We start from the raw sequence: 25871 nt of genomic DNA on the forward strand, positions 1-25871 counted from the left end.
GGCAGGCCGGCGCCGCACTGACTAGGGTGAAGGGGGATGGCCGCCGTCCGCATCCCCGCGTCCGGGAGCCTGGCACAGGAGTCCTGTCATAGCCGACGATCTTCCCCCGCTGGAGTTTTCCCTGGAGCCACAGGAGCCCGCCAAGGCGCCGCGGCCCAAGGCCCATTTCCAGATCGATACCCGCGACAAGAGCAAGGGCGAGCGCCGCAAGAACGGCGAGCGCCGGCAGACCATCCGCTTCGAGCAGGACCGTCGCAGCGGTGAGGATCGCCGCCCCCGCGACAGCGGCTGGGAACCCGGCAACGACCTCTGAACGCTGCCGGCGGCCCCGTCGATGCCTCAGCGCAGCTTGCCGACCAGCCCCGCCAGCACCCGCAGCACCGCCCGGGCCAGGCCCTTGGAGCGCGCGCCGTTCCAGCCGGTGCGCGGCTGCGGATGGTCGTCGTGGTCCTTGAACGGCATCTCGATGGTGAAGGCCAGGCAGTCGTAGGTCTGCCCCACCCAGTTGCAGGCCAGCGCCAGGTTGGCCTGGCCCGGTTCGTCGCGCGGGTAGCCGTGCAGAGTCTGGAACTCGCCGGCGTCGCTCAGGCGCTTGCGGAACTCCTGCTCCAGCGCATCCAGGCGCGGGCTGAAGCCGGGGTTGCCCTCGCAGCCGGCGGCGAACACATGGGGGATTTCCTCGTCGCCGTGGATATCCAGGAAACAGTCCACGCCGATCCGCGCCATCTGCTGCTGGACGAACAGCACCTCGGGGCTGCGCTCGGCCGAAGGCGCCTGCCAGGCGCGGTTGAGGTCCTGGCCGGCGGCGTTGGTGCGCAGGTTGCCGAGGAAGGATCCATCCGGGTTCATATGCGGCACCAGGTACAGATCGGCCCGGGCCAGCAGGCCGCGTAGCTCCTCGTCGTCGCGCTCCAGACGCTCGATCAGTCCCTCCATGAACCATTCGGCCATATGCTCGCCCGGGTGCTGCTGGGCAATCAGCCAGATCTTGCGCGGCGCCGCCGCCGTACCGCGCACCTGCAGCAGCGGCAGCTCGCGGCCCTGCAGGCTGCTGCCGCAGGCGACCAGGGCGACATTGGGCAGCGCCAGCGCACGCACCAGCAGCCGGGCATGGCGCGCGCGGCTGTAGGGCTCGAAGTAGGCGAAGCGGGCGCTGGGCTGCTCGGCCGTCAGCTGGAAGTGCAAGCCGCCCTCGTCATAGGTGGTCGGCACGCGGAACCAGTCCTCGCCATCGTAACTGGCCACCGCCTGGTAGCCGGCCCAGGCGTTCTTGTAGCTGGACTGCGGTGCGTTCTCCAGGCTGAAGCGGTGCGTCTGCCCCGGCGTCAGGCCCTCGGCGAGGAAGTGGAACCACTGGAAATGCTCGCTGGCGAAGTCCTTGCGGATGGCCAGGCGCACCCGGCTCGGGTCGCTGGCGTCCAGCACCTGGATATTGCCGCTGTCGAAGTCGCTGCGAATCTGCATGGCCTGCCCCTGACAATGAAAACCGCCAGGATAGCCGCCACCAGGGCTCGGCGCATGCCTGGCCGGCGCGCATGTCGCATCCACGCAACTCGGCTACGCATCGATTGCCGCGCCACGGCTGGCGCGCCAGACTCAGGCAATGACCCCGCGATTCTTGCCCGAGCAGCAACAATGAAAACGACCCTGGACGAACTGCAGGCCTTCACCCACGTGGTGGAGGCCGGCTCCATCAGCGCCGCCGCCGAGCAGCTGGGGCAGACCGCCTCGGGCATCAGCCGTGCGCTGAGCCGGCTGGAAGACAAGCTCGGCGTCACCTTGCTGCGCCGCACCACCCGGCGTCTGGAGCTGACCGAAGAGGGTTCGGCCTTCCTCGCCCAGGCGCGGCGCATCCTCGCCGCCGTGGAGGACGCCGAGGAACAGATGAGTCTGCGCCGCCAGGCGCCGGCCGGGCGCCTGCGCGTGGATGCCGCCACGCCCTTCCTGCTGCATGTGCTGATTCCGCTGGTGGCCGGTTTCCGCCAGCGCTTCCCGCAGATCGAGCTGGAACTGACCAGCAACGAGCAGAACATCGACCTGCTGGAGCAGCGCACCGACCTGGCCATCCGCATCGGCGCGCTGCGCGACTCTAGCCTGCACGCCCGGCCATTGGGCTGCAGCCCCGTGCGCGTGCTGGCCAGCCCCGCCTACCTGGCCGCGCGCGGCATGCCGCAGACCCCGGCCGAGCTGGAAGGCCACGACCTACTCGGCTTCACCCAGCTGGAACACCTCAACACCTGGCCGCTGCGCCACGCCCTCGGCGACGGCCTGCCGATCACCCCGACCCTGCGCGCCTCCAGCGGCGAAACCCTGCGTCAGCTGGCCCTGGCCGGCGCCGGCCTGGCCAGCCTGTCCGACTTCATGACCGAGCAGGACCGCGCTAGCGGTACGCTGGTGGAGGTGCTGGCCGACTGGCGCGTCGACCGGCGCCAGCCGATCAATGCCGTGTACTACCGCAACACGGCGCTGGCGGCGCGTATCACCTGCTTCCTCGACTACCTCGGCGAATGCCTGGCCGGGCGCGACTGGGCGAAATACTGACCGGGCGGTCTTGGCCTTGTGAACTTTATTGTGTATTTTTTCATGAAATACAGAACAATAAATTTCACGAGGCTCCCATGTTCAAGCAGTCCGCGCAGCACATCGGCACCTACTACGCCGCCACCTACGGCCAGATTCCCCTGCGCCCGCACCTGCAGGAAGCGCTCGACTGCGACGTGGTCATCGTCGGCGGCGGCTTCAGCGGCCTGCACACCGGCCTGCGCCTGGCCCTGGCCGGCAAGAAGGTGGTGCTGCTGGAGGCCAGCCGCATCGCCTGGGCCGCTTCCGGGCGCAACGGCGGCCAAGCCCTGCCGGGCTGGTCCTGCGACATGCCGCCGCTGGAAAAGGCTCTGGGCCTGGAACGCGCCAAGCGCCTGTGGGACAGCATGGTCTGGGCCGCCGAGGAGATGCGCGAGCTGCCCGGCCGCCACGGCTTCGACATCGACTACCGCACCGGCGCCCTGTACACCGCGGTGCTGCCTCGACGCGTGCGCCAGCTGCAGGAGAGCCTGGAGGAAGCCGAGCAGAAGTACGGCTACCGCCAGCTCAGTTTTATCCCCCAGAAGGATCTGCCGCAGTGGATCGCCAGCCCGCGCTACCTGGCCGCGCTGCATGACGCCGGCGCCGCCCATCTCAATCCGCTGAAGCTGGCCCAGGGCCTGGCCAGTGCCATCGAGGCGGCCGGCGGGCGGATCTTCGAGCAGAGCCAGGCGCTGGACTGGCAGGAAACCAACAACGGCTACCGCGTGCGCAGCGAGCACGGCGAGGTGCGCGGCGACATCCTGGTGCTGGCCTGCAACGCCTATGTCGACGGCCTCGACCGCGAACTGGCACGGCGACTGCTGCCGGTCGGCTCCTACCAGGTGGCCACCGCGCCGCTCGACCCGGAGCTGGCGCGCTCGCTGTTCCCGCGCGGCACCTGCGCCATCGACAACCAGTTCGTCCCCGACTACTTCCGCGTCACCCCGGACAACCGCCTGCTGTTCGGCGGCGGCTGCACCTACCTGGGCGGCATCCCCAAGGACGTGCCGGCGGCCACCCGGCCCTACCTGGAGCGCGTGTTTCCGCAGCTGCGCGGGGTGCAGATCGACTACGGCTGGGGCGGCCATATCGACTGCACCCTGCACCGCACCCCGGATGTCGGCCGTCAGGGCCAGAAGTACTGGCTGCAGGGCTTCTCCGGCCACGGCATCCTGCCGACCCTGGCCGCCGCCCGCGCGGTCAGCGATGCGATTCTCGGCGACGCCGAGCTGCTCGGCCTGTATCAGGGCCTGGACAACCCGCGCTTCCCCGGCGGCGACCTGCTGGCCGCGCCCATCGAGGCGGTGGGCAAGGCCTGGTATCGCCTGCGCGATGTGATCTGAACCCGTCGGATGCAATCCGGGACAACTCTCCCCCGATTGCATCCGGGCTACGCCAAAAGGACATCCCCATGGACAAGCAGGACGAAATCGAAGGCCTGGCGATCCTGGTGCGCGACCTGCGCAAGCACAAGAACGTCACCCTGGGCGAGCTGGCCGAGCGCATCGGCCGCTCGGTGGGCTTCCTGTCCCAGGTCGAGCGCGGCCTGTCGCGCCCGACCGTGGCCGACCTCACCGCCATCAGCGAGGCGCTGGGCGTGCCGACCACCTACTTCTACAACCCCGGCAAGCCGCGCGCGGTGCGCTGGGTGACCCGCCCGGACGAGCGCCGCACCCTCTACTACGCCGGCGGCATCACCGACGTGCTGGCCTCGCCGGGCATGTCCGGCGGCTTCGCCATGCTCGAGAGCTTCCTCGAACCGGGCGCGACCAGCGGCGACGGCCACCTCGACGACAGCTCCGAGCAGGGCGGTTTCGTCCTCGAAGGCGAGCTGACCGTCTGGTACGGCGACGACGCCGAACCGGTCACCCTCGGCCCGCGCGACAGCTTCCAGCTGCCGCCGCACGCCCAGTTCCGCTACGCCAACCTCACCGATTCCCCAACCAGAGTGCTCTGGGTCTTCACCTGACCCGCCCGCAGATATCGCCATGACAACAACAAGATTCCCCGACCTGCTCAGCGAAGTGCGCGCCTTCCGCGCCGCCCACCCCGACGTGCGCTACGTCGAACTGATCTGCCTGGACATCCCCGGGCACTTCTACGGCAAGCGCTACCCCCTCGACATGCTGGAGAAGGTCGCCGCCGGCGGCCCGCTCAAGGTGCCGCAGAACTGCGTGCTGCTCGGCGCCCAGGGCGGCCTGCACCCGATCGGCGACTACTGCTTCAACGACGGCGACCCGGATGCGCCGCGGCGCCTGATCCCCGGCACTCTGAAACTAGTGCGCTGGGAGAAGCAGCCGCTGGGGCAGATGCTGATCAGCTCCGACGGCACCGAAGCGCCCATCGAGTTCGAGCCGCGCGAGGTGCTGGCCCGCGTGCTGAAACGCCTGCAGGCCAAGGGCATCCGCCCGGTGGTGGCCTTCGAGCTGGAGTTCTACCTGTTCGACCGCAAGCTCGACGACGGCCTGCCGCGCTTCCCGCGCGACCCGCTGACCGATGACGAGGACGACCAGCCGAACATGCATATCGAGCGCCTGTCGCGCTTCTCCGAAGTGCTGCACGAGATGGTCGAGGCCGCCCAGGAGCAGGGCGTGGACGCCAACGTGATCACCGCCGAACTCGGTCCGGGCCAGTTCGAGATCAACTTCGCCCACTGCGACGACGGCCTGCATGCCGCCGACCAGGCCGCCCTGTTCTGCCGCAGCACCCGCGGCGTGGCGATGAAACATGGCTACCGGGCCAGCTTCATGAGCAAGCCCTACCTGGACGCGCCGGGCAGCGGCATGCACGTGCACGTCAGCCTTTACGACGAGGGCGGCAACAACCTGCTCGACCTTGATCAGCAGCGCCCGCTGCGCCACGCCGTGGCCGGCTGCCTGGAGCTGCTGCCGCACTGCATGCCGATCTTCGCCGCCAACCACAACGCCTTCCGCCGCTACGGCGCCATGGTCAACTCGGCGAGCAAGGCCAGCTGGGGCTTCGAGGACCGCGACGCGTGCATCCGCATCCCCGAGTCGGACGGCCGCAACCTGCGCATCGAACACCGCCTGGCCGGCGCCGACGCCAACCCCTACCTGGTGCTGGCGGCCATCCTCAGCGGCATGGAACACGGCCTGGAGCAGGGCCGCGAGCCGATCCCCTCGCTCAACCAGGACCGCAGCAGCGGCATCGGCTTCCCCAAGGACATGCTGACCGCAGTGGCGGCCATGGCGTCGCATGAGGTGGTGAAGGAGAAACTGGGCAGCGAGTTCGTCTTCGTCTACTGCGAGAACAAGCGCCAGGATCACCTGCAGTTCATGCACGACATCAGCGCACGGGAGTATCGCTGGTTCCTCTGAGCCGCCCGGCGCACAGGGCTCGCGGCTTCAGCCGCGGGCCGCGCGCGCCAGCCGCCAGTCGCGCCAGATCACCCAGGCCATCAGGCCGACGGCCAGCACCCGCAGCCACGCGGCCAGGGTGGTGTCGGCGGACAGCAGCCCCCAGCTGCCCAGGATGAAGGTCCAGTCGTGGTCGCCGCCGCCCACCAGGGGCAGCTCCTGGCGACGTGCATCGGCCATGTAGCGGGCCACGTTGAGCAGGTTCTCGGCGAACCAGATCAGGCACAGGTGGCTGCCGCCGACCTGGTGCTGGCGGTGCAGCTGCCAGGCCGCCGCCAGTGGCAGCAACAGCTGCATGAGGGTGCCGCCGTAGACCATCAGCCGCGACGAGACCAGGCCGAACAGCGGGTGGCCCGCCTCGTGGAAGGCCAGGTTGGCCGAGTCGAGGATGGGTACCCAGCCCCAGCGGGCATGGATGAACAGCAGCAGACCGGCACAGACGGCCAGGGCGAGGGTACGCATGGCGGACGTGGTTCCTTGTCACGGTGAGGCCGGCAGTTTCCATCGAAGCCGGCCGGGCACCAAGTCCCGCGCAGAAAAAACCCGGCCGAGGCCGGGTTCTGCGAACGACTGCGGCCTTACTGCGCCGCCTGCATGCTGCGGGCGCGCTCGGCCTGCTTGTGCTGCTTGTAGGCCAGCGCTGCCGGCGCCACCTTGGTCACCTGGCCGGTCTCCAGCCAGCGCTTGAGGCGGTTGGCGTCGGCCATGTGGGTGTACTTGCCGAAGGCATCCAGCACCACGAAGGCCACCGGTTTGCCGGCCATCTGGGTACGCATCACCAGGCAGTGGCCGGCGGCATTGGTGAAGCCGGTCTTGGTCAGCTGGATGCTCCAGTTCGGCTTGTGCACCAGGCTGTTGGTGTTGCGAAAGCCCAGGCTGTAGCGCGGCTTGGCGAACTGCTGGACGTGCTCGCGGGTGCTGCTGAACTGGCCGATCAGCGGGAACTGGCCGGCGGCCTTGATCAGCTTGACCAGGTCGTTGGCGGTGGAGACGTTCTTCTCCGATAGGCCGGTCGGCTCGCGGTAGCGGGTGTGCGTCATGCCCAAGGCCTGGGCCTTGGCATTCATCGCCGCGACGAAGGCCGGCACGCCACCCGGGTAGTGGTGCGCCAGGCTGGCGGCGGCGCGGTTCTCCGAGCTCATCAGGGTCAGCAGCAGCATGTCGCGGCGGCTCAGCTGGCTGCCGAGGCGCACGCGCGAATAGACGCCGCGCATCTCGGGCACGTCCTTGATCACGATGCTGAGCTGCTGGTCCAGCGGCTGCTTGGCGTCCAGCACCACCATGGCGGTCATCAGTTTGGTCACCGAGGCGATCGGCACCTGCAGGTCGGGGTTGCTGGAGTAGAGCACCTGGTTGGTCTTGAGGTCGACCAGCAAGGCGCTGCCGGAGGCGAGTTCCTGGGTCTGCGGCGTCGCCTGGGCGACGCCGACGAGGCAGGCCAGCAGCAGGCCGGCGAAGGAGAGGGCTTTTTTCACTGATCGGGTCCGCATGGTTGCAATGAGCCTGGCGGTCCCTGCCGGCAAATGAAGGCAGTATAAGTGTGCGCCGCGTCTCAGGCGAGCGCGCCGGCTCTGGGCCGGCCCATACGCAGCAGGGCCATGGCCAGGAGGATGACCGCGGCGCCGGCGGCCAGGCGCGGCAGGTCGAAGTCGCGGTTCCAGATCAGCAGGTTGACCAGCAGGCCGGCCGGCACATGCAGCTCGTTCATGATCGCCAGGGTGCCGGCATCCACCCGCGTACTGCCCTTGACCCACCAGTACAGGCCCAGGGCCGTGGCGAACAGCCCCATCCACACCAGCACGCCCCACTGCACGGCCGTCTGCGGCAGCTTCTGCACATCGCCGAACAGCAGGAAGGAAGGCAGCACCAGCAGCAGCGCGCCGAGGAAGAAATGGCCGAAGAAGCGGTGCAGCGGCTGCGCCGGCTGGTAGTGCAGGAGCAGGCGGCGGCACAGCACCTGGCCGGCGGCGAAGGTGGCGTTGGCGACCTGCAGCAGGATGAAGCCGAGCAGGTAGTCGCCTTCCAGGCGGTCGAAGCGGATGATCACCCCGCCGCCCACGGCCACCAGCGCGGCGAGCAGTGCCCAGGGGCTGAAGCGGCGGGCCAGGGCGTCGTCGAGCAGGGTCACGTAGATCGGCGTGAGCACGGTGAACAGCAGCACCTCGGGCACCGTCAGCACCTGGAAGCTGCGGTACAGGCACAGGTAGGTAATGCCGAACTGCAGCGCCCCGGCCAGCCAGAAGCCGGCCAGCATCCGCCGAGGCAAGCCGCGCCAGAGGGTGAAGGGGAGGAACACCAGGGCGGCGATCAGCACCCGCACCAGCACGGCGAAGTCGCTGTCGACGCGGCCGGCCAGGTACTCGCCGATCAGGCTGAAGGAGAAGGCCCAGAGGGCCGTGACGATCAGCAGGTAGGGCATGTCAGCTCAGCTGGCGACGCAGCTCGGCCAGCACCGGCGCGCTGTCCGGGCGCACCCCGCGCCAGACGCAGAAGGCCTCGGCGGCCTGCTCCACCAGCATGCCCAGGCCGTCGATGCAGCGCGCCGCGCCATGTTCGGCGGCCCAGCGATTGAACGCGGTCGGCTCCTTGCCGTACATCATGTCGTAACACACCGTGTGGCCGGGCTGGATCAGGCTCGGGTCGATGGGCGGCAGCTCACCGGCCAGCGAAGCCGAGGTGCCGTTGATGATCAGGTCGACCGGCTCGCTGAGCCAGTCGAAGCCGGCCGCCGCCACCGGGCCGAGGTCGGCGAACTCGTGGGCCAGCTGCTCGGCCTTGGCCACCGTGCGGTTGGCGATGGTCAGGCTCTGCGGCCGCTCGGCCAGCAGCGGCGCCAACACGCCACGCACGGCGCCGCCGGCGCCGAGCAGGAGGATGCGCTGGCCCGCCAGGTCGAGGCCGGCGTTCACCGTGAGGTCACGGACCAGGCCGGCGCCGTCGGTGTTGTCGCCGAGCAGACGACCGTCATCCAGTTTCATCAGGGTGTTCACCGCGCCGGCGCGGCGGGCGCGCTCGCTCAGCTCATCGGCCAGGCGATAGGCCTCTTCCTTGAACGGCACGGTGACATTGCCGCCGCGGCCCTCGGCGAAGAAGGCGCGGGCATAGCCGGCAAAATCGTCCAGCGGCGCCAGCAGGGCCTCATAGGACAGGTCCTGGCCGGTCTGCGCGGCGAACAGGCGGTGGATCAGCGGCGACTTGCTGTGGCCGATGGGGTTGCCGAATACACCGTAACGGTCGGTCACAGGCCGGCCTCCGCGAGCCAGTCGCGGTCCTGCAGGAAATGCTCGGTCAGGCGCGCTTCCGGGGTGCCTGGCGCGGGTTTCCAGTCGTAGCCCCAGCGCACGTGCGGCGGCAGCGACATGAGGATCGACTCGGTACGGCCGCCGGACTGCAGGCCGAACAGGGTGCCGCGGTCGAACACCAGGTTGAACTCGACGTAGCGGCCGCGACGATAGGCCTGGAACTCGCGCTGCGCCTCGGTGAAGGGCGTGGCCTTGCGCCGCTGCACGATCGGCAGGTAGGCCTGGAGATAGGCATCGCCGATCGCGCGCAGGAAGGCGAAGCTGGTGTCGAAGTCCCACGCGTTCAGGTCGTCGAAGAACAGCCCGCCGATGCCGCGCGGCTCGCCGCGGTGCTTGAGGTGGAAGTAGCGGTCGCACCATTCCTTGAACTTCGGATAGACCTCGGCGCCGAAGGGGGCGCAGGCGTCGCGGGCGACCTGGTGCCAGTGCACGCAGTCTTCCTCGACGGCGTAGTAGGGGGTCAGGTCGAAGCCGCCGCCGAACCACCAGACCGGCTCCTCGCCGGCCTTCTCGGCGCTGAAGAAGCGCACGTTGGCGTGGGAGGTGGGCACATGCGGGTTCTCCGGGTGGATCACCAGGGACACGCCCATGGCCTCGAAGCCGCGCCCGGCCAGTTCCGGGCGGTGGGCGCTGGCCGACGGCGGCAGGCTGTCGCCGAACACGTGGGAGAAGTTGACCCCGCCCTTCTCGATCAGCGCGCCGTTCTCCATCACCCGGGTGCGGCCGCCACCGCCGGCGGGGCGCTCCCAGCTGTCCTCGAAGAAGCGGGCGCCACCGTCCTCGGCTTCGAGGGCGGCGCAGATGCGGTCCTGCAGGTCGAGCAGGTAGGCCTTCACGGCCTGGGTACGTTCACTCACGGCAATGGGTCCGGGCAGTTCGGAAGAGGGCGCCAGCATACCATCGTCGCCTCCGCCGGGCTTGACGGGGGTCAGGCGCGGCGCTTGGATGGAGCCCTTTGCAGAGGAGTGCAGCAGATGGCCAAAGGCATCCAGTTTTCCCGCCACGGCGGCAGCGAGGTGCTCGAGCTGGTCGAGCAGCCGAGCCGCGAGCCCGGCCCGCACGAGGTGCGCGTGCGCAACCGCGCCATCGGCCTGAACTTCATCGACACCTACTACCGCAGCGGCCTCTACGCTCCACCGAGCCTGCCGTCCGGGCTGGGCACCGAGGCGGCCGGCGAGGTGGAAGCGGTCGGCAGCGCGGTGAGCCACCTGTGGGTCGGCGACCGCGTGGCCTATGCCACCGGCCCGCTGGGCGCCTGCGCCGAGCTGCATGTGCTGCCGGCGCAGCACCTGGTGCGGCTGCCGGAGTCGATCTCCTTCGAGCAGGCCGCCGCGCTGATGCTCAAGGGCCTCACCGTGCAGTACCTGCTGCGCCAGACCTACCGGGTCGAGGCCGGGCAGACCATCCTCTGGCATGCCGCGGCCGGCGGCGTCGGGCTGATCGCCTGCCAGTGGGCACGGGCGCTGGGGGTGCGGCTGATCGGCAGCGTGTCGTCGCCAGAGAAGGCAGCGCTGGCCCGGGCCAACGGCGCCTGGGCGACCATCGACTACAGCCGCGAGGACCTGGTGCAGCGCGTGCTGGAACTGACCAACGGGGCCAAGTGCCCGGTGGTGTACGACTCGGTGGGCAAGGACACCTGGGAGCGCTCGCTGGACTGCGTGGCGCCGCGCGGCCTGCTGGTCAGCTTCGGCAACGCCTCGGGCGCGGTCACCGGGGTCAACCTCGGCGTGCTGGCGCAGAAGGGCTCGCTCTACGTGACCCGGCCGACCCTCGGCCACTACGCCAACAGCGCGGAGAGTCTGCAGGCCATGGCCGACGAGCTGTTCGCCCTGGTCGCCAGCGGCGCGATCCAGGTCGAGATCGGCCGCCGTTACCCGCTGGCCGAAGTGGCCCAGGCCCACGACGCACTGAGCGGCCGGCAGACCACCGGCTCGACCATTCTGCTGCCCTGACCCGCCTTATGACGGGCGGATCACATCGCCCGTACGCAGGTCGCGGATCAGGCTGGGATTCCTGCGGCCACCGAGGGCGCCGCCGAGCACCGCGTCCAGCTGGCCATGGAAGTACTGCTCGACGCGCAGGCGCGAGCGCGCCGAGGGACGGCCGGCGGGGTTGGCCGAGGTCGACACCAGCGGCCCGGTGAGGGCGCAGAGATCGCGCACCAGGGGGTGGGCGCTGACGCGCAGGGCGACGCTGTCATGCTGGCCGGTGATCCACACGGGCAGGCGCTCCTGGTGCGGCACCAGCCAGGTATTGGGCCCCGGCCAGGTGCTGGCCAGGCGGTCGATCCAGCGCTCGGGCAGGTCAGCGAGGAGGAAGTCGAACTGGTGGATGCTGTCCGCCACCAGGATCAGGCCCTTGTGCACCGGGCGATCCTTGAGCGCCAGCAGGCGCTCGACGGCGAGCTCGTTCCAGGGATCGCAACCCAGGCCCCAGACCGCCTCGGTGGGATAGGCGATCACCCCGCCCTGGCGCACCACCCGCGCTACCCGCTGTACCTGCCAACTGCTGTGCATGTTCGCCGCCTCGTCTGTCTGGCCGCGAGTTTACCCAGCTCAGCGCGGACGATGCACCCAGCGCCCGGCCTCGCAGGCCACCAGGCCCTGCAGCTCCAGCTCGGTGAGCGTGGCCAGCACTTCGCCGATGGGCAGGTCGCAGGCCTGGGCCAGACCCTCGCTGGTCTGCGGCGCCGCACGCAACTCCAGCAGCAGCGGATGTGCTTCATCCGCCTCGGCTGCGGCAGGCGGTGTCACACGCTGCCAGCCGCGCAGGGCCTGGAGAATGTCCTCGACGCTCTCGACCAGGGTCGCGCCCTCGCGGATCAGCTGGTGGCAGCCGCGGGCGCCAGGATGGTGGATGGAGCCGGGAATCGCATAGACCTCGCGGCCCTGCTCGGCGGCCAGGCGCGCGGTGATCAGCGAGCCGCTGGAGGGGCTGGCCTCAACCACCAGCACGCCGAGCGCCAGGCCGCTGATGATGCGGTTACGCCGGGGAAAGTTGCTGGCCTGCGGCGGGCAGTCCAGCGGCAGTTCGGAAACCAGCGCGCCACCCTGCTCGGCAATGCGCCCGGCCAGTCCGACGTGGCGCTGCGGGTAGAGCCGCTGCAGGCCGGTACCGAGCACCGCGACCGTTGCACCGCCAGCTTCCAGCGCGCCCTGGTGGGCGGCACCGTCGATACCCAGGGCCAGGCCGCTGGTGATCACGAAGCCGCCACCGGCCAGGCTGCGGGCAAAGGCCTGGGCGGTATCCAGCCCCGACCGCGAGGCGCGCCGACTGCCGACCATGGCCAGCTGCGGACGCTCCAGCAACGCCGCATCACCGGCGACGAACAGCAGCGGCGGGGCATCGCTCAGCTCGGCCAGCAGGGCGGGGTAGGCGGGATCGTCCCACATCAGCAGGGTCTGGCCCGGCTGCTCCAGCCAGCGCAGGGCGGCCGTGGCCTGCTCGCGGATGTCTGCGCTGCGCCTGGGCTCGGCACAGCTGCCGGGCAGGCCCAGCGCGCGCCAGGCGGTGGCGGGCGCGCTGAGGGCGGCGGAGGCGCTGCCAAAGGCTTCCAGCAGGCGGCGGAAGCGCCGCGGGCCGAGCTCCGGCAGGCCGTGCAGGCGCAGGCGCGCCTCCAGTTCGGCGGGGGAAAGGTTGTGCATGGCGATCGTCCCTGATCGTGGTGCATAAAGCAGAACCCCCGCACTGGGCGGGGGTTCGGGGTGTTACGGGTTCTTCACCTTGTCCATCAGGGCCAGGTCGCGGGTGGCGTACAGGACCAGGCCGTAGCTGAGCTTCTCGTAGGTGCGGAACACCATCAGCAGGCCCGAGCGCTCGTCCGGGATCTTCACCGACTCACCGGTGACGCGGTCGCGCACGGTCTCGCCGGTCTTGTACACGGCCAGCACGTTGCCTTCGTTGAGGCCGTCGATCTTGCCCTTGTTGATGGTCACCACATCGAACTGGCCGACACGGTTGACCCCGCGCGGCACGTCGAGGATCACACCGTCGACCTCGGTGGCCGGCTCGCTGGGCATGAAGGTGGAGTTGACCGCGCGCTCCTCGGTGGGGAACAGGCGATCGCCCAGGCGCACTTCCTGGGTCGAGCGGCTCAGGCTGAGGGTGGCGATGTCACCCTCCTCGGCCACCACCTCGCCGGTGCCGATGTCGTCGGCGTTGATGCCGAGAAACTCATCGGTCTCCGGGTCGGTGTAGATCTTGCCCTGGCGGAAGATGCCGTAGACCGCCTGGCCATCCTCGAAGCTGCCACGGGCGTAGATGCGATCACCGGCGCCGCTGACCACGCGCTCGGCGTTGCCGGCCACCACGTAGGGGCGGGCATTGAAGTCCTCGGCGGTGTCGACGATGCGGTTGCTCAGCAGGAAGCTGTTGATCGCCTCCAGCGGGATGGTCGGAATGGCCTGGGCCATCGGCGTGCTGCGCACCTGCGGCGACAGCTTGATGGTGCCGCGCGATTCGCCGCGGTTGAGCATCAGGCGCGGCTGGCCGTCGATATACACCAGGCTCAGGGTGTCGCCCGGGTAGATCAGGTGGGGGTTCTCGATCTGCGGGTTGGCGTGCCACAGCTCAGGCCACTTCCAGGGTTGGCTGAGGAACTTGCCGGAGATATCCCAAAGGGTGTCGCCCTTGACCACGGTGTAGCGGTCGGGATGACCTTCCTTGAGCTGGACGGCTGCCTGGACCAGGCCGGTCTGCGCCAGACCGCCCGCGGCGACCAGCAACAGGGCGAGTAGTGATTTCCTCATGCGGTGAATCCCTTTATTATGTGGCTGGCGCCTGTAAGCCGCAGAAGTCGCGGCTTCCGAGCCGTTTTTCAAAGCTGTTCATCATCTTAGCAGCGGTTTTTTACTTTATTCCACAAGTGCATCACAAACAGCCATGGCGATTCTCAACATCCTCGAATTCCCCGATCCGCGCCTGCGCACCATCGCCAAGCCGGTGACCGTGTTCGACGCGGCCCTCTCCAAGCTGGTCGACGACATGTTCGAGACCATGTATGCCGCCCCCGGTATCGGCCTGGCCGCCACCCAGGTCAACGTGCACAAGCGCGTGGTGGTGATGGACCTGTCCGAGGACCAGTCCGAGCCGCGGGTGTTCATCAACCCCGAGTTCGAGTCGCTGACCGAGCAGATGGACCAGTACCAGGAAGGCTGCCTGTCGGTGCCCGGCTTCTACGAAAATGTAGACCGTCCGCAGAAGGTGCGGATCAGGGCCCAGGAGCGCGACGGCACGCCCTACGAGCTGATCGCCGAGGGCCTGCTCGCCGTGTGCATCCAGCACGAGTGCGACCACCTCAACGGCAAGCTGTTCGTCGACTACCTGTCCAGCCTCAAGCGTGACCGGATCAAGAAGAAGCTGGAAAAACAGCACCGCCAGCAGGCTTGATCCCGACCACCCCAAAGGCTTGCTGCGGCAAGCCTTTTTCTTTTCATGCAGTGAGTGATCCATGCGCATCGTCTTCGCCGGCACCCCGGAATTCGCCGCCCAGCACCTGCAGGCCCTGCTCGACGCGGGCCGGCAGATCGTCGCCGTCTATACCCAGCCGGATCGCCCCGCCGGCCGCGGGCAGAAGCTTGCGCCCAGCCCGGTCAAGCAGCTGGCCCTGCAGCACGGCATCGCCGTGTACCAGCCACAGACCCTGCGCGACCCCGCCGCCCAGGCCGAGCTGGCCGCGCTCGAGGCGGACCTGATGGTGGTGGTGGCCTACGGCCTGATCCTGCCGCAGGTGGTGCTGGATACCCCGCGCCTGGGCTGCATCAACAGCCATGCCTCGCTGCTGCCGCGCTGGCGCGGCGCCGCACCGATCCAGCGCGCGATCCAGGCTGGCGACGCCAGCAGCGGAGTCACCGTGATGCAGATGGAGGCGGGCCTGGACACCGGCCCCATGCTGCTCAAGGTCAGCACCACCATCACCGCCGAAGACACCGGCGGCAGCCTGCACGACCGCCTGGCGCAGCTGGGCTCGGCCGCCGTGGTCGAGGCCGTGGCCAAGCTGGCCGCCGGCGAACTGCACGGCGAAGTACAGGACGACAGCCTGGCCACCTACGCGCACAAGCTGAACAAGGACGAGGCACGCCTCGACTGGAGCCGCCCGGCCGTCGAGCTGGAGCGTCTGGTGCGCGCCTTCAACCCCTGGCCGCTCTGCCACAGCACCCTGAATGGTGATGCACTCAAGGTCCATGCCGCGCAACTGGGTGAGGGCAGCGGCCAGCCCGGCAGCATCCTCGCCGCCGACAAGAGCGGCCTGACCGTGGCTTGCGGCGAAGGCGCCCTGCGCCTGACCCGCCTGCAGCTGCCGGGCGGCAAGCCGCTGGCCTTCGCCGACCTGTACAACAGCCGCCGCGAGCAGTTTGCCGCCGGCCTGGTGCTGGGACAATGAACCCACGCCTGGCCGCCGCCCGCGCCCTGGCCGCCGTGCTAAACGGCAAGGCCTCGCTGGGCAGCAGCCTGCCGCCGCTGCTGGACAAGGTCGAGCCGCGCGACCGCGGCCTGGCCCAGGACTTGGCCTTCGGTACTGCACGCTGGCAGCCACGCCTGCAGCTGCTCGCCGACAAGCTGCTGCAGAAGCCGTTCAAGGCCGCCGACCGCGACGTCGAAGCGCTGCTGCTGGTCGGTCTGTACCAGCTGCTGTACACCCGCATCCCCGCCCATGCCGCCATCGGCGAGACGGTGGCCTGCGTCGACAAGCTGAAGAAATCCTCGCTCAAGGGCCTGCTCAACGCCGTGCTGCGCAACGCCCAGCGCGACCATGAAGCGCTGTTCGCCGAACTGGAGCGCGACCCGGTGCTACACACCGCGCACCCGCGCTGGCTGCAGAAGCGCCTGAAGGCCGACTGGCCCGAGCATTGGCAGGCGATCTGCGCCGCCAACAACCAGCACCCGCCGTTGATCCTGCGGGTCAATCGCCGCCATGGCAGCCGCGACGCCTATCTGGCCGAGCTGCGTTGCGCCGGCATCGAAGCAGAGCCCTGTACCTTCAGCCGCGACGGCATCCGCCTGCTGCAGCCCTGCGACGTGAAGGCCCTGCCGGGCTTCGCGGAAGGCCGCGTCAGCGTGCAGGACGAGGCCGCCCAGCTGGCCGCCGAGCTGCTCGACCTGGCACCCGGCCAGCACGTGCTGGACGCCTGCGCTGCCCCCGGTGGCAAGACCTGCCACCTGCTCGAAGCCGAGCCGGGCCTGCAGGAAGTCATCGCCCTGGACCTGGAACCGGCGCGCCTGGCGCGGGTGCAGGAAAACCTCGAGCGCCTGCAACTCAAGGCCACCCTGATCGCCGCCGACGGCCGTGCGACCAAGGTCTGGTGGGACGGCAAGCCGTTCCAGCGCATCCTGCTCGACGCCCCCTGCTCGGCCACCGGGGTGATCCGCCGCCACCCGGACATCAAGCTGACCCGCCAGGCCGACGACATCGCCGCCCTGGCCCAGCTGCAGGGCGAGCTGCTCGATGCCCTGTGGCCGACCCTGGAGGTCGGAGGCGTGCTGCTCTACGCCACCTGCTCGGTGCTGCCGCAGGAGAACAGCGACAACATCGCCGCCTTCCTGCAACGCACGCCGGGCGCGCGCGAACTGGACATCCCTGGCACCTTCGGCCTCAAGCAGGCCCATGGGCGCCAGCTGCTGCCGCAGGCCGACGGCCACGACGGCTTCTACTATGCCAAGCTGATCAAGATCGCCGCCGCACCGCGCGGCTGAGGAAGGAACCCCGATGAAAATCATCATTCTCGGCGCCGGCCAGGTCGGCGGAACCCTGGCGGAGCACCTGGCCGGCGAGGCCAACGACATCACCGTGGTCGACACCGATGCCGACCGCCTGCGCGACCTCGGCGACCGCCTGGACATCCGTACCGTGGTCGGCCGCGGCTCCTTCCCCACCGTGCTGCGCCAGGCCGGCGCCGACGACGCCGACATGCTGGTGGCGGTGACCAACAGCGACGAGGTCAACATGGTCGCCTGCCAGGTGGCCTACACCCTGTTCCACACCCCGACCAAGATCGCCCGGGTGCGCGAGTCGGCCTACCTGACTCGCGAGGCGCTGTTCGACAACGAGGCCATCCCGGTCGACGTGCTGATCAGCCCGGAACAGGTGGTGACCAACTACATCAAGCGCCTGATCGAGTACCCCGGCGCCCTGCAGGTGATCGACTTCGCCGAGGGCAAGGCCCAGCTGGTGGCGGTCAAGGCCTACTACGGCGGCCCGCTGGTCGGCCAGCAGCTGCGCCAGCTGCGCGAGCACATGCCCAACGTCGACACCCGCGTGGCCGCCATCTTCAGGCGCAACCGGCCGATCATGCCGCAGGGCGACACGGTGATCGAAGCCGACGACGAGGTGTTCTTCATCGCCGCCAAGGCCCATATCCGCGCGGTGATGAGCGAACTGCGGCGCCTGGAAGACAGCTACAAGCGCATCGTCATCGCCGGTGGCGGGCATATCGGCGAGCGCCTGGCCGAGGCCATCGAGAGCCGCTACCAGGTGAAGATCATCGAGATGAACCCGGCGCGCTGCCGCTACCTCTCGGAGAACCTGGAAAGCACCGTGGTGCTGCAGGGCAGCGCCTCGGACCGCGACCTGCTGGTGGAAGAGAACATCAACGACGCCGACATCTTCCTCGCCCTGACCAACGACGACGAGGCCAACATCATGTCCTCGCTGCTGGCCAAGCGCCTGGGCGCGCGCAAGGTGATGACCATCATCAACAACCCGGCCTACGTCGACCTGGTCCAGGGCGGCGAGATCGACATCGCCATCAGCCCGCAGCTGGCCACCATCGGCACCCTGCTGACCCACGTGCGCCGCGGCGATATCGAGAGCGTGCACAGCCTGCGCCGCGGTGCGGCGGAGGCCATCGAGGCGATCGCCCACGGCGATGCCAAGTCGAGCAAGGTGATCGGCCGCATGATCGAGGACATCGCCCTGCCGCCGGGCACCACCATCGGCGCGGTGATCCGCGACGAGGAAGTGCTGATCGCCCACGACGACACCATCATCGAGTCCGGCGACCACGTGATCCTGTTCCTGGTCGACAAGAAGTACATCCGCGACGTGGAGCGCCTGTTCCAGGTCGGCCTGACCTTCTTCTGATGCCGCCGCCGAGGTCCCGCGCATGACCACGCCCGACTCACTGGAAAGACTGCTGGCCCGCGGGGTGGACAACGCCCTGCTGCGCTTCGGCCTGGGCAAGGCCTACCTCGACGGCGGCGATGCCGAGCGGGCCGCCGAGCACCTGCAGAAGTGCCTGGGCTTCGACCCCAACTACTCGGCGGCGTGGAAACTGCTGGGCCAGGCCTGCCAGCGCCAGGGCATGCTGGAGGAGGCGCGCCAGGCCTGGCATAACGGCCTGGAGGTGGCGCGCAGGCGCGGCGACAAGCAGACGGAAAAGGAAATGACGGTGTTCTTGCGGCGCCTGGAGAAGGCCGCCGCCAGCCAGCAAGAGCAGGAAGACTGAGGCTCAGTCGCGCTGGAACACCAGCGCCACTCCGCTGGGCTCGAAGCGCACCACGCGCAGCTGCACCACCGGGGCCTCCATCGGCAGGCCCTGGACCTGGCCGGTGAACACCTCGCCGATCTGCAGCAGGCGCTGGGCATCATCGATCACCACGAACACGCCACTCTCGGAAATGTCGCGGGTGGTCACCAGCATCTGGCCGTGCAGCGGGTGGTCGATACGCAGCTGGACCTTGAGCGGGGTACGCTTGTGCTCGCGCTTGTTGTCCATGCCAGTCCCGTTGATCTGCAGCGAATGGTTCAGACGGTAATAGCTATCGCCTGGCGCATCAATACCACTTCTTCTCGCCCTGTGGGCGCTTCTTGAAGCGCTTCATGCTCCACATGTACTGGCTGGGCGCCACCCGCACCTGCTTCTCGATGCCGGCATTCAGTGCCGCCACGGCCGCCTCGATATCCTCGCCATACAGCGCCTCGGGGGCTTCCTCGATGACCACCCGGTAGCCGCTGCCATCGTCCAGGCGCAGGGCATGCATGAACACGGCCTCGGCCTTGCGCCCCAGCACCAGCGAAGGCACGAACTTGCTGGTCAGGGTCGGCACGCCGAAGAAGGGCACGAACACGCCGCTGGACAGGCTTGGCTCGGGATCGGCGGCGATGCCGATCACGCCGCCTTTGCGCAGGCGCTTGATCAGGCTGAGGATGCCTTCCTTGGTCGAGGGCGCCAGCTCGTTGCCCAGCTGGGTGCGCTGGCGGATCAGCAGCTCGTCGACCGCCTTGAGCTTGGGCGGGCGGTACAGGATGCTCGGCTGGCACAGCGAGCAGACGTACTGCAGCAGCAGTTCCCAGTTGCCCAGGTGGCTGCTGATCAGCACCACGCCTTTGCCGGATGCCAGCGCGCGCTGCAGCACCTCGCTGCCATCGACCTGGCGAATCAGCTGCAACGACTTGCGCGCCGGCCAGATCCAGGCGCAGGCGCTTTCGGTCAGGGTCCTGCCGATATCCCTGAGGCTCTGCCCCACCAGGCGCTCGCGCTCGGCCTCGTCCAGCTGCGGGAAGCACTTGGCCAGGTTGATGCGCACTACCTCGCGCGAGCGGTTGGGCAGCTTCCACATCAGCCAGCCGATGCCACTGCCGACCGCCTGCGCGGCGCGCCAGGGCAGCAGCGCGAACACGCGAAGAAAACCCACTACCAGGGCGCCTTTGAGCTTCTCCACTGAGCACTCCCGAATCTGCGAAGGCCGGCATTGTAACGGCTGTGACCGCCGGGTTCAGCCTCGCAGTGCGTGATAGCGGTCGCAGTCGGTCGTATGGTCCATGACCATGCCGGCCGCCTGCATGTAGGCGTAGCAGATGGTCGGCCCGACGAAGGTGAAGCCCAGCTTCTTCAGGGCCTTGCTCATCGCCTCGGCCTCCGGCGTCACCGCCGGCACCTCGTGGCGGCCGCTGAAATGGTTGATCCTCGGCGCGCCGCCGACGAAGGACCAGAGCAGCGCCACCGGGTCGTCCAGCTGCAGCCAGGCCTGGGCGTTCTGCCGCGCGGCCCTGAGCTTGAGGCGGTTGCGGATGATGCCGGGGTCCTGCATCAGCACCTCGATCTCCGCATCGCTCATCTGCGCCAGGCGCTGCACGTCGAAGTTCCACAGCACCTGGCGATAGCGCTCGCGCTTCTTCAGCACGGTGATCCACGCCAGCCCGGCCTGGAAGCCTTCCAGCAGCAGCAGCTCGAACAGGCGCTCGGCATCGCGCAGCGGCACGCCCCATTCGTCGTCGTGGTAGGCGATGTACAGCGGGTCGTCGTTGCACCAGAAACAGCGCGGCATGGCGGTAGCACCTGAGGGGGATCGAGCCGAACTATAGCCGAATAATACTGTATGTAAATACAGCAAGCAGACTGGGAACGGCACTCGCCGCGCGGGGCTCATGGCCGCCGCCCTTGGGGTATACTGCGCGGCTTTACGCCAACGCCTCGATACCGGTGAAATTCGTGAGCCAGAACAAGCCCGACGTGAGCACCTTCCAAGGCCTGATCCTCGCCCTGCAGAGCTATTGGGCCGAGCAGGGCTGCGTGATCCTGCAGCCCTACGACATGGAAATGGGTGCTGGTACCTTCCACACCGCCACCTTCCTGCGCGCCATCGGTCCGGAGACCTGGAACGCCGCCTATGTCCAGCCCTCGCGCCGCCCGGCCGACGGCCGCTACGGCGAGAACCCCAACCGCCTGCAGCACTACTACCAGTTCCAGGTGGTGCTCAAGCCGAACCCGGACAACATCCAGGACCTGTACCTGGAGTCGCTGCGCCGCATCGGCGTCGACACCCTGGTGCACGACATCCGCTTCGTCGAGGACAACTGGGAATCGCCGACCCTCGGCGCCTGGGGCCTGGGCTGGGAAGTCTGGCTGAACGGCATGGAAGTCACCCAGTTCACCTACTTCCAGCAGGTCGGTGGCGTCGAGTGCTACCCGGTCACCGGCGAGATCACCTACGGTCTCGAGCGCCTGGCCATGTACCTGCAGGGCGTCGACTCGGTGTACGACCTGGTCTACTCCGACGGCCCCTTCGGCAAGGTCACCTACGGCGACGTGTTCCACCAGAACGAAGTGGAGCAGTCCACCTTCAACTTCGAGCACGCCAACGTCGACAAGCTGTTCGACCTGTTCGACTTCTACGAGTCCGAGGCCAACCGCCTGATGGAGCTGCAGCTGCCGCTGCCGGCCTACGAAATGGTGATCAAGGCCTCGCACAGCTTCAACCTGCTCGACGCCCGCCGCGCCATCTCGGTGACCGCACGCCAGCAGTACATCCTGCGTGTGCGCACCCTGGCGCGGAACATCGCCCAGAGCTACCTGCTGGCCCGCGCCAAGCTCGGCTTCCCGATGGCCACCCCCGAACTGCGTGACGAAGTCCTGGCCAAGCTGGAGATTGCAGAATGAGTGCACATGATTTCCTGGTCGAACTGGGCACCGAAGAGCTGCCACCCAAGGCCCTGAAGAGCCTCGGCGAGGCCTTCCTGGCCGGCGTCGAGAAGGGCCTCAAGGCCGCCGGCCTGGGCTACCAGAGCGCCCGCTACTACGCCGCGCCGCGCCGCCTGGCCGTGCTGGTCGAGGCCCTGGCCAGCCAGCAGCCGGACCGCACCGTCAACCTCGACGGCCCGCCCGTGCAGGCCGCCTTCGACAAGGACGGCAACCCGACCCAGGCCGCCCTCGGCTTCGCCAAGAAGTGCGGCGTCGAGCTGAGCCAGATCGACCAGAGCGGGCCGAAGCTGAAGTTCAGCCAGAGCATCGCCGGGCAGAGCACCGTCAGCTTGCTGCCGGGCATAGTCGAAGCCTCCCTGAATGAGCTGCCGATCCCCAAGCGCATGCGCTGGGCCGCGCGCAAGGAAGAGTTCGTCCGTCCGACCCAGTGGCTGGTCATGCTGTTCGGCCAGCACGTGGTCGACTGCGAGATCCTCGCCCAGAAGGCCGGGCGCATGTCCCGTGGCCACCGCTTCCACGCCAACTACGAGGTGGCGATCGAGAGCCCGGCCAGCTACTCCCACGACCTGCGCGGCGCCTTCGTGGTCGCCGACTTCGCCAAGCGCCGCGAGCAGATCGCCAAGCGCGTCGAGGAACTGGCCAAGGCCGAGAACGGCACTGCCATCGTGCCGCCGGCGCTGCTGGATGAGGTGACCGCCCTGGTCGAGTGGCCGGTGCCGCTGGTCTGCTCCTTCGAGGAACGCTTCCTCGAGGTGCCCCAGGAAGCCCTGATCGCCACCATGCAGGACAACCAGAAGTATTTCTGCCTGGTCGACGGCAACGGCAAGCTGCTGCCGCGCTTCATCACCGTGGCCAACATCGAGAGCAAGGACCCGGCGCAGATCGTCGCCGGCAACGAGAAGGTGGTGCGCCCGCGCCTGACCGACGCCGAGTTCTTCTTCAAGCAGGACAAGCGCCAGCCACTGGAGCAACGCAACCAGCGCCTGGCCAACGTGGTGTTCCAGGCCCAGCTCGGCAGCGTGTACGACAAGGCCGAACGGGTATCGAAACTCGCCGCCTTCATCGCCGAGCGCATCGGCGGCGACGCCAGCCGCGCCGCGCGCGCCGGCATCCTGTCCAAGTGCGACCTGGCCAGCGAGATGGTCGGCGAGTTCCCGGAAATGCAGGGCATCGCCGGCTACTACTACGCCAAGCATGACGGCGAGCCGGAAGACGTGGCCCAGGCGCTGAACGAGCAGTACATGCCGCGCGGCGCCGGCGCCGAACTGCCGCAGACCCTGACCGGTGCCGCCGTGGCGGTGGCCGACAAGCTCGACACCCTGGTCGGCATCTTCGGCATCGGCATGCTGCCGACCGGTTCCAAGGACCCCTACGCCCTGCGCCGCGCCGCACTGGGCGTGCTGCGCATCCTCATCGAGAAGCAGCTGGACCTCGACCTGGTCGAGGCCGTTGGCTTCGCCGTCGGCCTGTATGGCGACAAGGTCAAGGCCGAGGGCCTGGCCCAGCAGGTGCTGGACTTCATCTTCGACCGCCTGCGTGCGCGCTACGAGGACGAAGGTGTGGACGTGGCCGTGTACCAGGCCGTGCGCGCCCTCAGCCCGGCCGCGCCGCTGGACTTCGACCAGCGCGTGCAGGCCGTGCAGGCCTTCCGTCAGCTGCCGGAGGCCGCGGCCCTTGCCGCCGCCAACAAGCGCGTGTCGAACATCCTGACCAAGGCCGAAGGCCAGCTGCCGGCTGCGGTGGACGCCAAGCTGCTGGAAGCCGGCGCCGAGCAGACCCTGGCCCAGGCCGTGGCTGCCGCCGCCCAGGCCGTGGCGCCGATGGCTGCCGCGCGCTGCTACCGCGAGGCCCTGGCCCAGCTGGCCAGCCTGCGCGAGCCGGTGGATGCGTACTTCGACGCGGTGATGGTCAATGCCGAGGATGCCGCCGTGCGGGCCAACCGCCTGGCGCTGCTGAACCAGCTGCGCGGCCTGTTCCTCGGCGTCGCCGATATCTCCCTGCTGGGCTGACGGGCACACCGGGCGGCCCTGCCGCCCGGTCACCCGGGACATTGCATGAAACTGCTGATTCTCGACCGCGACGGCGTCATCAACGAAGACTCCGACGCCTACATCAAGTCGCTCGACGAGTGGATTCCCGTCCCCGGTTCGATCGATGCCATCGCCCGTCTGAGCCGGGCCGGCTGGACCGTGGCCGTGGCTACCAACCAGTCGGGTCTGGCCCGTGGCTATTACGACCTGGCCACGCTGGAGTCCATGCATGCGCGCCTGCGCCAGCTGGTAGCGGAGCAGGGCGGCGAAGTCGGCCTGATCGTACATTGCCCGCACGGCCCGGACGACGGCTGCACCTGCCGCAAGCCCAAACCCGGCATGCTGCAGCAGATCGCCGCGCACTACGGCACGGAACTGGCAGGCGTCTGGTTCGTCGGCGATAGCAGCGGTGACCTGGAAGCGGCGCTGGCCGTCCATTGCCAACCCGTGCTGGTGAAGACCGGCAAGGGCCAGCGCACCCTGGCCAAGCCATTGCCAGCGGGAACCCTGATATTCGATGATCTGGCGGCCATAGCCGATCAGCTTCTTCTCTAGAGAACGCGAGCCCCCATGACGACAGTGCAGGCCATCAGAACCTTCTTCTTCTACCTGCTGCTGTCCTCCAGCTCCTTCTTCTGGTGCATCCTCTGCGTGTTCATCGCGCCTTTCCTGCCGTTCCGCGCGCGCTACCGCCTGGTGATCCAGGCCTGGTGCCGCTGCGCCACCTGGCTGGCCAAGGTGGTGGCGGGCATCCACTACGAAGTCCGCGGCCTGGAAAACATCCCGCAGCAACCCTGCGTGATCCTGGCCAAGCACCAGAGCACCTGGGAAACCTTCTTCCTCTCCGCGCTGTTCGAACCGCTGTCGCAGGTGGTCAAGCGCGAACTGCTGTATGTGCCGTTCTTCGGCTGGGCCATGGCCATGCTCAAGCCCATCGCCATCGACCGCAGCAACCCCAAGGCCGCCCTCAAGCAGCTGGCCAAGCAGGGCGACGAGCGCATCAAGCAGGGCGCCTGGGTGCTGATCTTCCCCGAGGGCACGCGCATTCCACCGGGGCAGATCGGCAAGTTCTCCCGCGGCGGCGCCGCCCTGGCGGTGAACGCCGGCCTGCCGGTACTGCCGATCGCCCACAACGCCGGCGAGTTCTGGCCCAAGCACGGCTGGGCCAAGTACCCGGGCACCATCCAGGTGGTCATAGGCCCGGTCATGCACGCCGAGGGCGAGGGCCCGCGCGCCATTGCCGAGCTCAATGAGCGCGCCTACGCCTGGGTGGCCCAGACCCAGCAACAGATCAGCGGCGTGGCGCCTCAAGTCGTCTCCGAAAGTGCGTCGGGCATCGCCTGACGCGCCTGTGGATAAGCTGTGCAGGAAATACCGGCAGAGTGCCATCAATACTGCTAACCAATTGATTTAAAAGACTCTCTCGCTTGACCACGGACGGCATCGAGCGGGGTATAAGTTTTTCGCGCAGCACCGCACGTTCTGCGCGGAACGCCAGCCCGGCAAAGCGGTTAAGCTAGCCGGAACGCAACGGGAAAGGGATTTCGCTTCATGCCGTCCATCTACCAGCTCAAGCCCCGCTTCCAGAACCTGCTGCGCCCCGGTGTGCAGCGCCTATATGCGCGGGGCGTCACCGCCAACCAGGTGACCCTCGCCGCCGCCGCGGTGTCCGTGTTGCTCGGCGCGCTGCTGGCCTGGCTGCCACAGCACACCTGGCTGTTCGCCCTGATTCCGCTGTGGATGCTGCTGCGCATGGCGCTGAACGCCGTGGACGGCATGCTCGCCCGCGAATTCGGCCAGCAGTCCAAACTCGGCGCCTACCTCAACGAACTGTGCGACGTGATCGCCGACAGCGCCCTGTACCTGCCCTTCGCCCTGCTCGCCGGCGTTTCGCCGACCCTGGTGGTGCTGGTGGTGATACTGGCGCTGATCAGCGAATACGCCGGCGTGCTCGGCCCGATGGTCGGTGCCTCGCGCCGCTACGACGGCCCCATGGGCAAGAGCGACCGCGCCTTCTGCTTCGGCGTGCTGGGTGCCGGTGTGGCGTCCGGCCTGCTGCCGTCGTCCTGGATAAACGGGCTGCTGGCCGTGATCCTGCTGTTGCTGCTGGCGACTCTGGTCAACCGCGTGCGCCAAGGCCTGGCCGAGGTGGCACAAACCTCTCAATCGGAATAAGGATAT

27 protein-coding genes are annotated in these 25871 nt (G+C 68.5%); 15 read left to right on the forward strand and 12 right to left on the reverse strand.

All coding sequences use genetic code 11. The features are described from left to right. Positions 1-339: 339 nt before the first annotated feature. Positions 340-1464, reverse strand: a complete 1125-nt coding sequence (locus tag AAG092_RS11350; protein WP_373386762.1) for a M14-type cytosolic carboxypeptidase — start codon at positions 1462-1464, stop codon at positions 340-342. A 171-nt stretch (positions 1465-1635) separates the two neighbouring features. Here AAG092_RS11350 and AAG092_RS11355 point away from each other — a divergent pair, with 171 nt between their 5' ends. The 4 genes from AAG092_RS11355 to AAG092_RS11370 all read left to right on the forward strand — a co-directional run bounded on the left by AAG092_RS11355 (position 1636) and on the right by AAG092_RS11370 (position 5900). After that, positions 1636-2541 (forward strand): LysR substrate-binding domain-containing protein, encoded by a 906-nt coding sequence (locus tag AAG092_RS11355; protein WP_373386763.1) that lies wholly within the window; start codon positions 1636-1638, stop codon positions 2539-2541. Between the two features lie 77 nt (positions 2542-2618). Then, complete coding sequence (locus tag AAG092_RS11360) at positions 2619-3905, forward strand: NAD(P)/FAD-dependent oxidoreductase (RefSeq protein WP_373386764.1); 1287 nt, start codon at positions 2619-2621, stop codon at positions 3903-3905. 68 nt (positions 3906-3973) lie between these two features. Next, positions 3974-4531, forward strand: a complete 558-nt coding sequence (locus tag AAG092_RS11365) for a helix-turn-helix domain-containing protein (RefSeq protein ID WP_061902856.1) — start codon at positions 3974-3976, stop codon at positions 4529-4531. Between the two features lie 19 nt (positions 4532-4550). Next, positions 4551-5900 (forward strand): glutamine synthetase family protein, encoded by a 1350-nt coding sequence (locus tag AAG092_RS11370; protein WP_373386765.1) that lies wholly within the window; start codon positions 4551-4553, stop codon positions 5898-5900. 27 nt (positions 5901-5927) lie between these two features. Here AAG092_RS11370 and AAG092_RS11375 read toward each other — a convergent pair whose 3' ends face one another. The 5 genes from AAG092_RS11375 to hemF all read right to left on the reverse strand — a co-directional run bounded on the left by AAG092_RS11375 (position 5928) and on the right by hemF (position 10137). Next, complete coding sequence (locus AAG092_RS11375) at positions 5928-6401, reverse strand: hypothetical protein (protein WP_373386766.1); 474 nt, start codon at positions 6399-6401, stop codon at positions 5928-5930. A gap of 116 nt (positions 6402-6517) precedes the next feature. Continuing rightward, the gene (gene pbpG, locus AAG092_RS11380; RefSeq protein ID WP_373386768.1) at positions 6518-7429 is read right to left on the reverse strand and encodes a D-alanyl-D-alanine endopeptidase; all 912 of its coding nucleotides are present in this window, start codon (positions 7427-7429) and stop codon (positions 6518-6520) included. Positions 7430-7491: 62 nt separating this feature from the next. Then, positions 7492-8358 (reverse strand): EamA family transporter, encoded by an 867-nt coding sequence (locus tag AAG092_RS11385; protein ID WP_373386769.1) that lies wholly within the window; start codon positions 8356-8358, stop codon positions 7492-7494. Position 8359: 1 nt separating this feature from the next. Continuing rightward, complete coding sequence (gene aroE / locus AAG092_RS11390; protein WP_373386771.1) at positions 8360-9181, reverse strand: shikimate dehydrogenase; 822 nt, start codon at positions 9179-9181, stop codon at positions 8360-8362. Beyond that, positions 9178-10137 (reverse strand): oxygen-dependent coproporphyrinogen oxidase, encoded by a 960-nt coding sequence (gene hemF, locus AAG092_RS11395; protein ID WP_373386772.1) that lies wholly within the window; start codon positions 10135-10137, stop codon positions 9178-9180. Before hemF ends, aroE begins: the two co-directional genes overlap by 4 nt. A 78-nt stretch (positions 10138-10215) precedes the next feature. Between hemF and AAG092_RS11400 the strand changes: the two genes are divergently transcribed. Further along, positions 10216-11193 carry a quinone oxidoreductase gene (locus tag AAG092_RS11400; protein WP_373386773.1) on the forward strand — a complete coding sequence of 326 codons (978 nt, stop codon included), beginning with the start codon at positions 10216-10218 and terminating at the stop codon, positions 11191-11193. 6 nt (positions 11194-11199) lie between these two features. Here AAG092_RS11400 and AAG092_RS11405 read toward each other — a convergent pair whose 3' ends face one another. The 3 genes from AAG092_RS11405 to AAG092_RS11415 all read right to left on the reverse strand — a co-directional run bounded on the left by AAG092_RS11405 (position 11200) and on the right by AAG092_RS11415 (position 13989). Continuing rightward, complete coding sequence (locus AAG092_RS11405; RefSeq protein WP_373386774.1) at positions 11200-11757, reverse strand: L-threonylcarbamoyladenylate synthase; 558 nt, start codon at positions 11755-11757, stop codon at positions 11200-11202. A 39-nt stretch (positions 11758-11796) separates the two neighbouring features. After that, positions 11797-12885 (reverse strand): DNA-processing protein DprA, encoded by a 1089-nt coding sequence (gene dprA, locus AAG092_RS11410; protein ID WP_373386775.1) that lies wholly within the window; start codon positions 12883-12885, stop codon positions 11797-11799. A gap of 63 nt (positions 12886-12948) precedes the next feature. After that, complete coding sequence (locus tag AAG092_RS11415; RefSeq protein ID WP_110680573.1) at positions 12949-13989, reverse strand: LysM peptidoglycan-binding domain-containing protein; 1041 nt, start codon at positions 13987-13989, stop codon at positions 12949-12951. A gap of 133 nt (positions 13990-14122) precedes the next feature. Here AAG092_RS11415 and def point away from each other — a divergent pair, with 133 nt between their 5' ends. The 5 genes from def to AAG092_RS11440 all read left to right on the forward strand — a co-directional run bounded on the left by def (position 14123) and on the right by AAG092_RS11440 (position 18684). Beyond that, entirely contained in the window at positions 14123-14629 is a 507-nt protein-coding gene (gene def / locus AAG092_RS11420) for a peptide deformylase (RefSeq protein WP_373386776.1), read from the forward strand. A gap of 61 nt (positions 14630-14690) precedes the next feature. Continuing rightward, positions 14691-15623 (forward strand): methionyl-tRNA formyltransferase, encoded by a 933-nt coding sequence (fmt, locus tag AAG092_RS11425; protein ID WP_373386777.1) that lies wholly within the window; start codon positions 14691-14693, stop codon positions 15621-15623. Then, positions 15620-16933 (forward strand): 16S rRNA (cytosine(967)-C(5))-methyltransferase RsmB, encoded by a 1314-nt coding sequence (gene rsmB / locus AAG092_RS11430; RefSeq protein ID WP_373386778.1) that lies wholly within the window; start codon positions 15620-15622, stop codon positions 16931-16933. The genes fmt and rsmB overlap by 4 nt, the downstream gene beginning before the upstream one ends. A 13-nt stretch (positions 16934-16946) precedes the next feature. Continuing rightward, positions 16947-18320, forward strand: a complete 1374-nt coding sequence (gene trkA / locus AAG092_RS11435) for a Trk system potassium transporter TrkA (protein WP_110680577.1) — start codon at positions 16947-16949, stop codon at positions 18318-18320. A gap of 22 nt (positions 18321-18342) precedes the next feature. Continuing rightward, the gene (locus AAG092_RS11440) at positions 18343-18684 is read left to right on the forward strand and encodes a tetratricopeptide repeat protein (protein WP_110680578.1); all 342 of its coding nucleotides are present in this window, start codon (positions 18343-18345) and stop codon (positions 18682-18684) included. A gap of 3 nt (positions 18685-18687) precedes the next feature. Here the strand turns inward: AAG092_RS11440 and AAG092_RS11445 are convergent, their stop codons facing one another. Genes AAG092_RS11445 through AAG092_RS11455 form a run of 3 tightly spaced genes read right to left on the reverse strand, consistent with a single transcriptional unit; the run spans position 18688 to position 20506 of the window. Further along, positions 18688-18954 carry a PilZ domain-containing protein gene (locus tag AAG092_RS11445; RefSeq protein WP_373386779.1) on the reverse strand — a complete coding sequence of 89 codons (267 nt, stop codon included), beginning with the start codon at positions 18952-18954 and terminating at the stop codon, positions 18688-18690. Positions 18955-19012: 58 nt separating this feature from the next. After that, positions 19013-19900: a lysophospholipid acyltransferase gene (locus AAG092_RS11450; RefSeq protein ID WP_373386780.1), complete on the reverse strand. Its 888-nt coding sequence runs from the start codon at positions 19898-19900 to the stop codon at positions 19013-19015. A gap of 54 nt (positions 19901-19954) precedes the next feature. Beyond that, a complete protein-coding gene (locus AAG092_RS11455; RefSeq protein ID WP_373386781.1) occupies positions 19955-20506 on the reverse strand; it encodes a DNA-3-methyladenine glycosylase I in 552 nt (183 codons plus the stop codon). A gap of 164 nt (positions 20507-20670) precedes the next feature. Between AAG092_RS11455 and glyQ the strand changes: the two genes are divergently transcribed. The 5 genes from glyQ to AAG092_RS11480 all read left to right on the forward strand — a co-directional run bounded on the left by glyQ (position 20671) and on the right by AAG092_RS11480 (position 25865). Further along, a complete protein-coding gene (gene glyQ / locus AAG092_RS11460; RefSeq protein WP_110680582.1) occupies positions 20671-21618 on the forward strand; it encodes a glycine--tRNA ligase subunit alpha in 948 nt (315 codons plus the stop codon). Continuing rightward, complete coding sequence (gene glyS / locus AAG092_RS11465; RefSeq protein WP_373386783.1) at positions 21615-23669, forward strand: glycine--tRNA ligase subunit beta; 2055 nt, start codon at positions 21615-21617, stop codon at positions 23667-23669. The genes glyQ and glyS overlap by 4 nt, the downstream gene beginning before the upstream one ends. 45 nt (positions 23670-23714) lie before the next feature. Beyond that, on the forward strand, positions 23715-24245 hold the full coding sequence (gene gmhB, locus AAG092_RS11470; RefSeq protein WP_373386784.1) for a D-glycero-beta-D-manno-heptose 1,7-bisphosphate 7-phosphatase: 531 nt from the start codon (positions 23715-23717) through the stop codon (positions 24243-24245). Between the two features lie 15 nt (positions 24246-24260). After that, positions 24261-25034 carry a lysophospholipid acyltransferase family protein gene (locus AAG092_RS11475; RefSeq protein WP_373386785.1) on the forward strand — a complete coding sequence of 258 codons (774 nt, stop codon included), beginning with the start codon at positions 24261-24263 and terminating at the stop codon, positions 25032-25034. A gap of 207 nt (positions 25035-25241) precedes the next feature. After that, a complete protein-coding gene (locus tag AAG092_RS11480) occupies positions 25242-25865 on the forward strand; it encodes a CDP-alcohol phosphatidyltransferase family protein (protein WP_373386786.1) in 624 nt (207 codons plus the stop codon). Positions 25866-25871 lie beyond the last annotated feature (6 nt).

It is taken from the genome of Pseudomonas alcaligenes, from assembly GCF_041729615.1.
Lineage (GTDB): Bacteria > Pseudomonadota > Gammaproteobacteria > Pseudomonadales > Pseudomonadaceae > Aquipseudomonas > Aquipseudomonas alcaligenes_B.

What these genes read in the sequence shown, in the direction of transcription:
- AAG092_RS11350 (WP_373386762.1), bottom strand. Translation starts at nt 1,464, where the DNA reads ATGCAGATTCGCAGCGACTTCGACAGCGGCAATATCCAGGTGCTGGAC.
- AAG092_RS11355 (WP_373386763.1), top strand. Translation starts at nt 1,636, where the DNA reads ATGAAAACGACCCTGGACGAACTGCAGGCCTTCACCCACGTGGTGGAG.
- AAG092_RS11360 (WP_373386764.1), top strand. Translation starts at nt 2,619, where the DNA reads ATGTTCAAGCAGTCCGCGCAGCACATCGGCACCTACTACGCCGCCACC.
- AAG092_RS11365 (WP_061902856.1), top strand. Translation starts at nt 3,974, where the DNA reads ATGGACAAGCAGGACGAAATCGAAGGCCTGGCGATCCTGGTGCGCGAC.
- AAG092_RS11370 (WP_373386765.1), top strand. Translation starts at nt 4,551, where the DNA reads ATGACAACAACAAGATTCCCCGACCTGCTCAGCGAAGTGCGCGCCTTC.
- AAG092_RS11375 (WP_373386766.1), bottom strand. Translation starts at nt 6,401, where the DNA reads ATGCGTACCCTCGCCCTGGCCGTCTGTGCCGGTCTGCTGCTGTTCATC.
- pbpG (WP_373386768.1), bottom strand. Translation starts at nt 7,429, where the DNA reads ATGCGGACCCGATCAGTGAAAAAAGCCCTCTCCTTCGCCGGCCTGCTG.
- AAG092_RS11385 (WP_373386769.1), bottom strand. Translation starts at nt 8,358, where the DNA reads ATGCCCTACCTGCTGATCGTCACGGCCCTCTGGGCCTTCTCCTTCAGC.
- hemF (WP_373386772.1), bottom strand. Translation starts at nt 10,137, where the DNA reads ATGCTGGCGCCCTCTTCCGAACTGCCCGGACCCATTGCCGTGAGTGAA.
- AAG092_RS11400 (WP_373386773.1), top strand. Translation starts at nt 10,216, where the DNA reads ATGGCCAAAGGCATCCAGTTTTCCCGCCACGGCGGCAGCGAGGTGCTC.
- AAG092_RS11405 (WP_373386774.1), bottom strand. Translation starts at nt 11,757, where the DNA reads ATGCACAGCAGTTGGCAGGTACAGCGGGTAGCGCGGGTGGTGCGCCAG.
- dprA (WP_373386775.1), bottom strand. Translation starts at nt 12,885, where the DNA reads ATGCACAACCTTTCCCCCGCCGAACTGGAGGCGCGCCTGCGCCTGCAC.
- AAG092_RS11415 (WP_110680573.1), bottom strand. Translation starts at nt 13,989, where the DNA reads ATGAGGAAATCACTACTCGCCCTGTTGCTGGTCGCCGCGGGCGGTCTG.
- def (WP_373386776.1), top strand. Translation starts at nt 14,123, where the DNA reads ATGGCGATTCTCAACATCCTCGAATTCCCCGATCCGCGCCTGCGCACC.
- fmt (WP_373386777.1), top strand. Translation starts at nt 14,691, where the DNA reads ATGCGCATCGTCTTCGCCGGCACCCCGGAATTCGCCGCCCAGCACCTG.
- rsmB (WP_373386778.1), top strand. Translation starts at nt 15,620, where the DNA reads ATGAACCCACGCCTGGCCGCCGCCCGCGCCCTGGCCGCCGTGCTAAAC.
- trkA (WP_110680577.1), top strand. Translation starts at nt 16,947, where the DNA reads ATGAAAATCATCATTCTCGGCGCCGGCCAGGTCGGCGGAACCCTGGCG.
- AAG092_RS11440 (WP_110680578.1), top strand. Translation starts at nt 18,343, where the DNA reads ATGACCACGCCCGACTCACTGGAAAGACTGCTGGCCCGCGGGGTGGAC.
- AAG092_RS11445 (WP_373386779.1), bottom strand. Translation starts at nt 18,954, where the DNA reads ATGGACAACAAGCGCGAGCACAAGCGTACCCCGCTCAAGGTCCAGCTG.
- AAG092_RS11455 (WP_373386781.1), bottom strand. Translation starts at nt 20,506, where the DNA reads ATGCCGCGCTGTTTCTGGTGCAACGACGACCCGCTGTACATCGCCTAC.
- glyS (WP_373386783.1), top strand. Translation starts at nt 21,615, where the DNA reads ATGAGTGCACATGATTTCCTGGTCGAACTGGGCACCGAAGAGCTGCCA.
- gmhB (WP_373386784.1), top strand. Translation starts at nt 23,715, where the DNA reads ATGAAACTGCTGATTCTCGACCGCGACGGCGTCATCAACGAAGACTCC.
- AAG092_RS11475 (WP_373386785.1), top strand. Translation starts at nt 24,261, where the DNA reads ATGACGACAGTGCAGGCCATCAGAACCTTCTTCTTCTACCTGCTGCTG.
- AAG092_RS11480 (WP_373386786.1), top strand. Translation starts at nt 25,242, where the DNA reads ATGCCGTCCATCTACCAGCTCAAGCCCCGCTTCCAGAACCTGCTGCGC.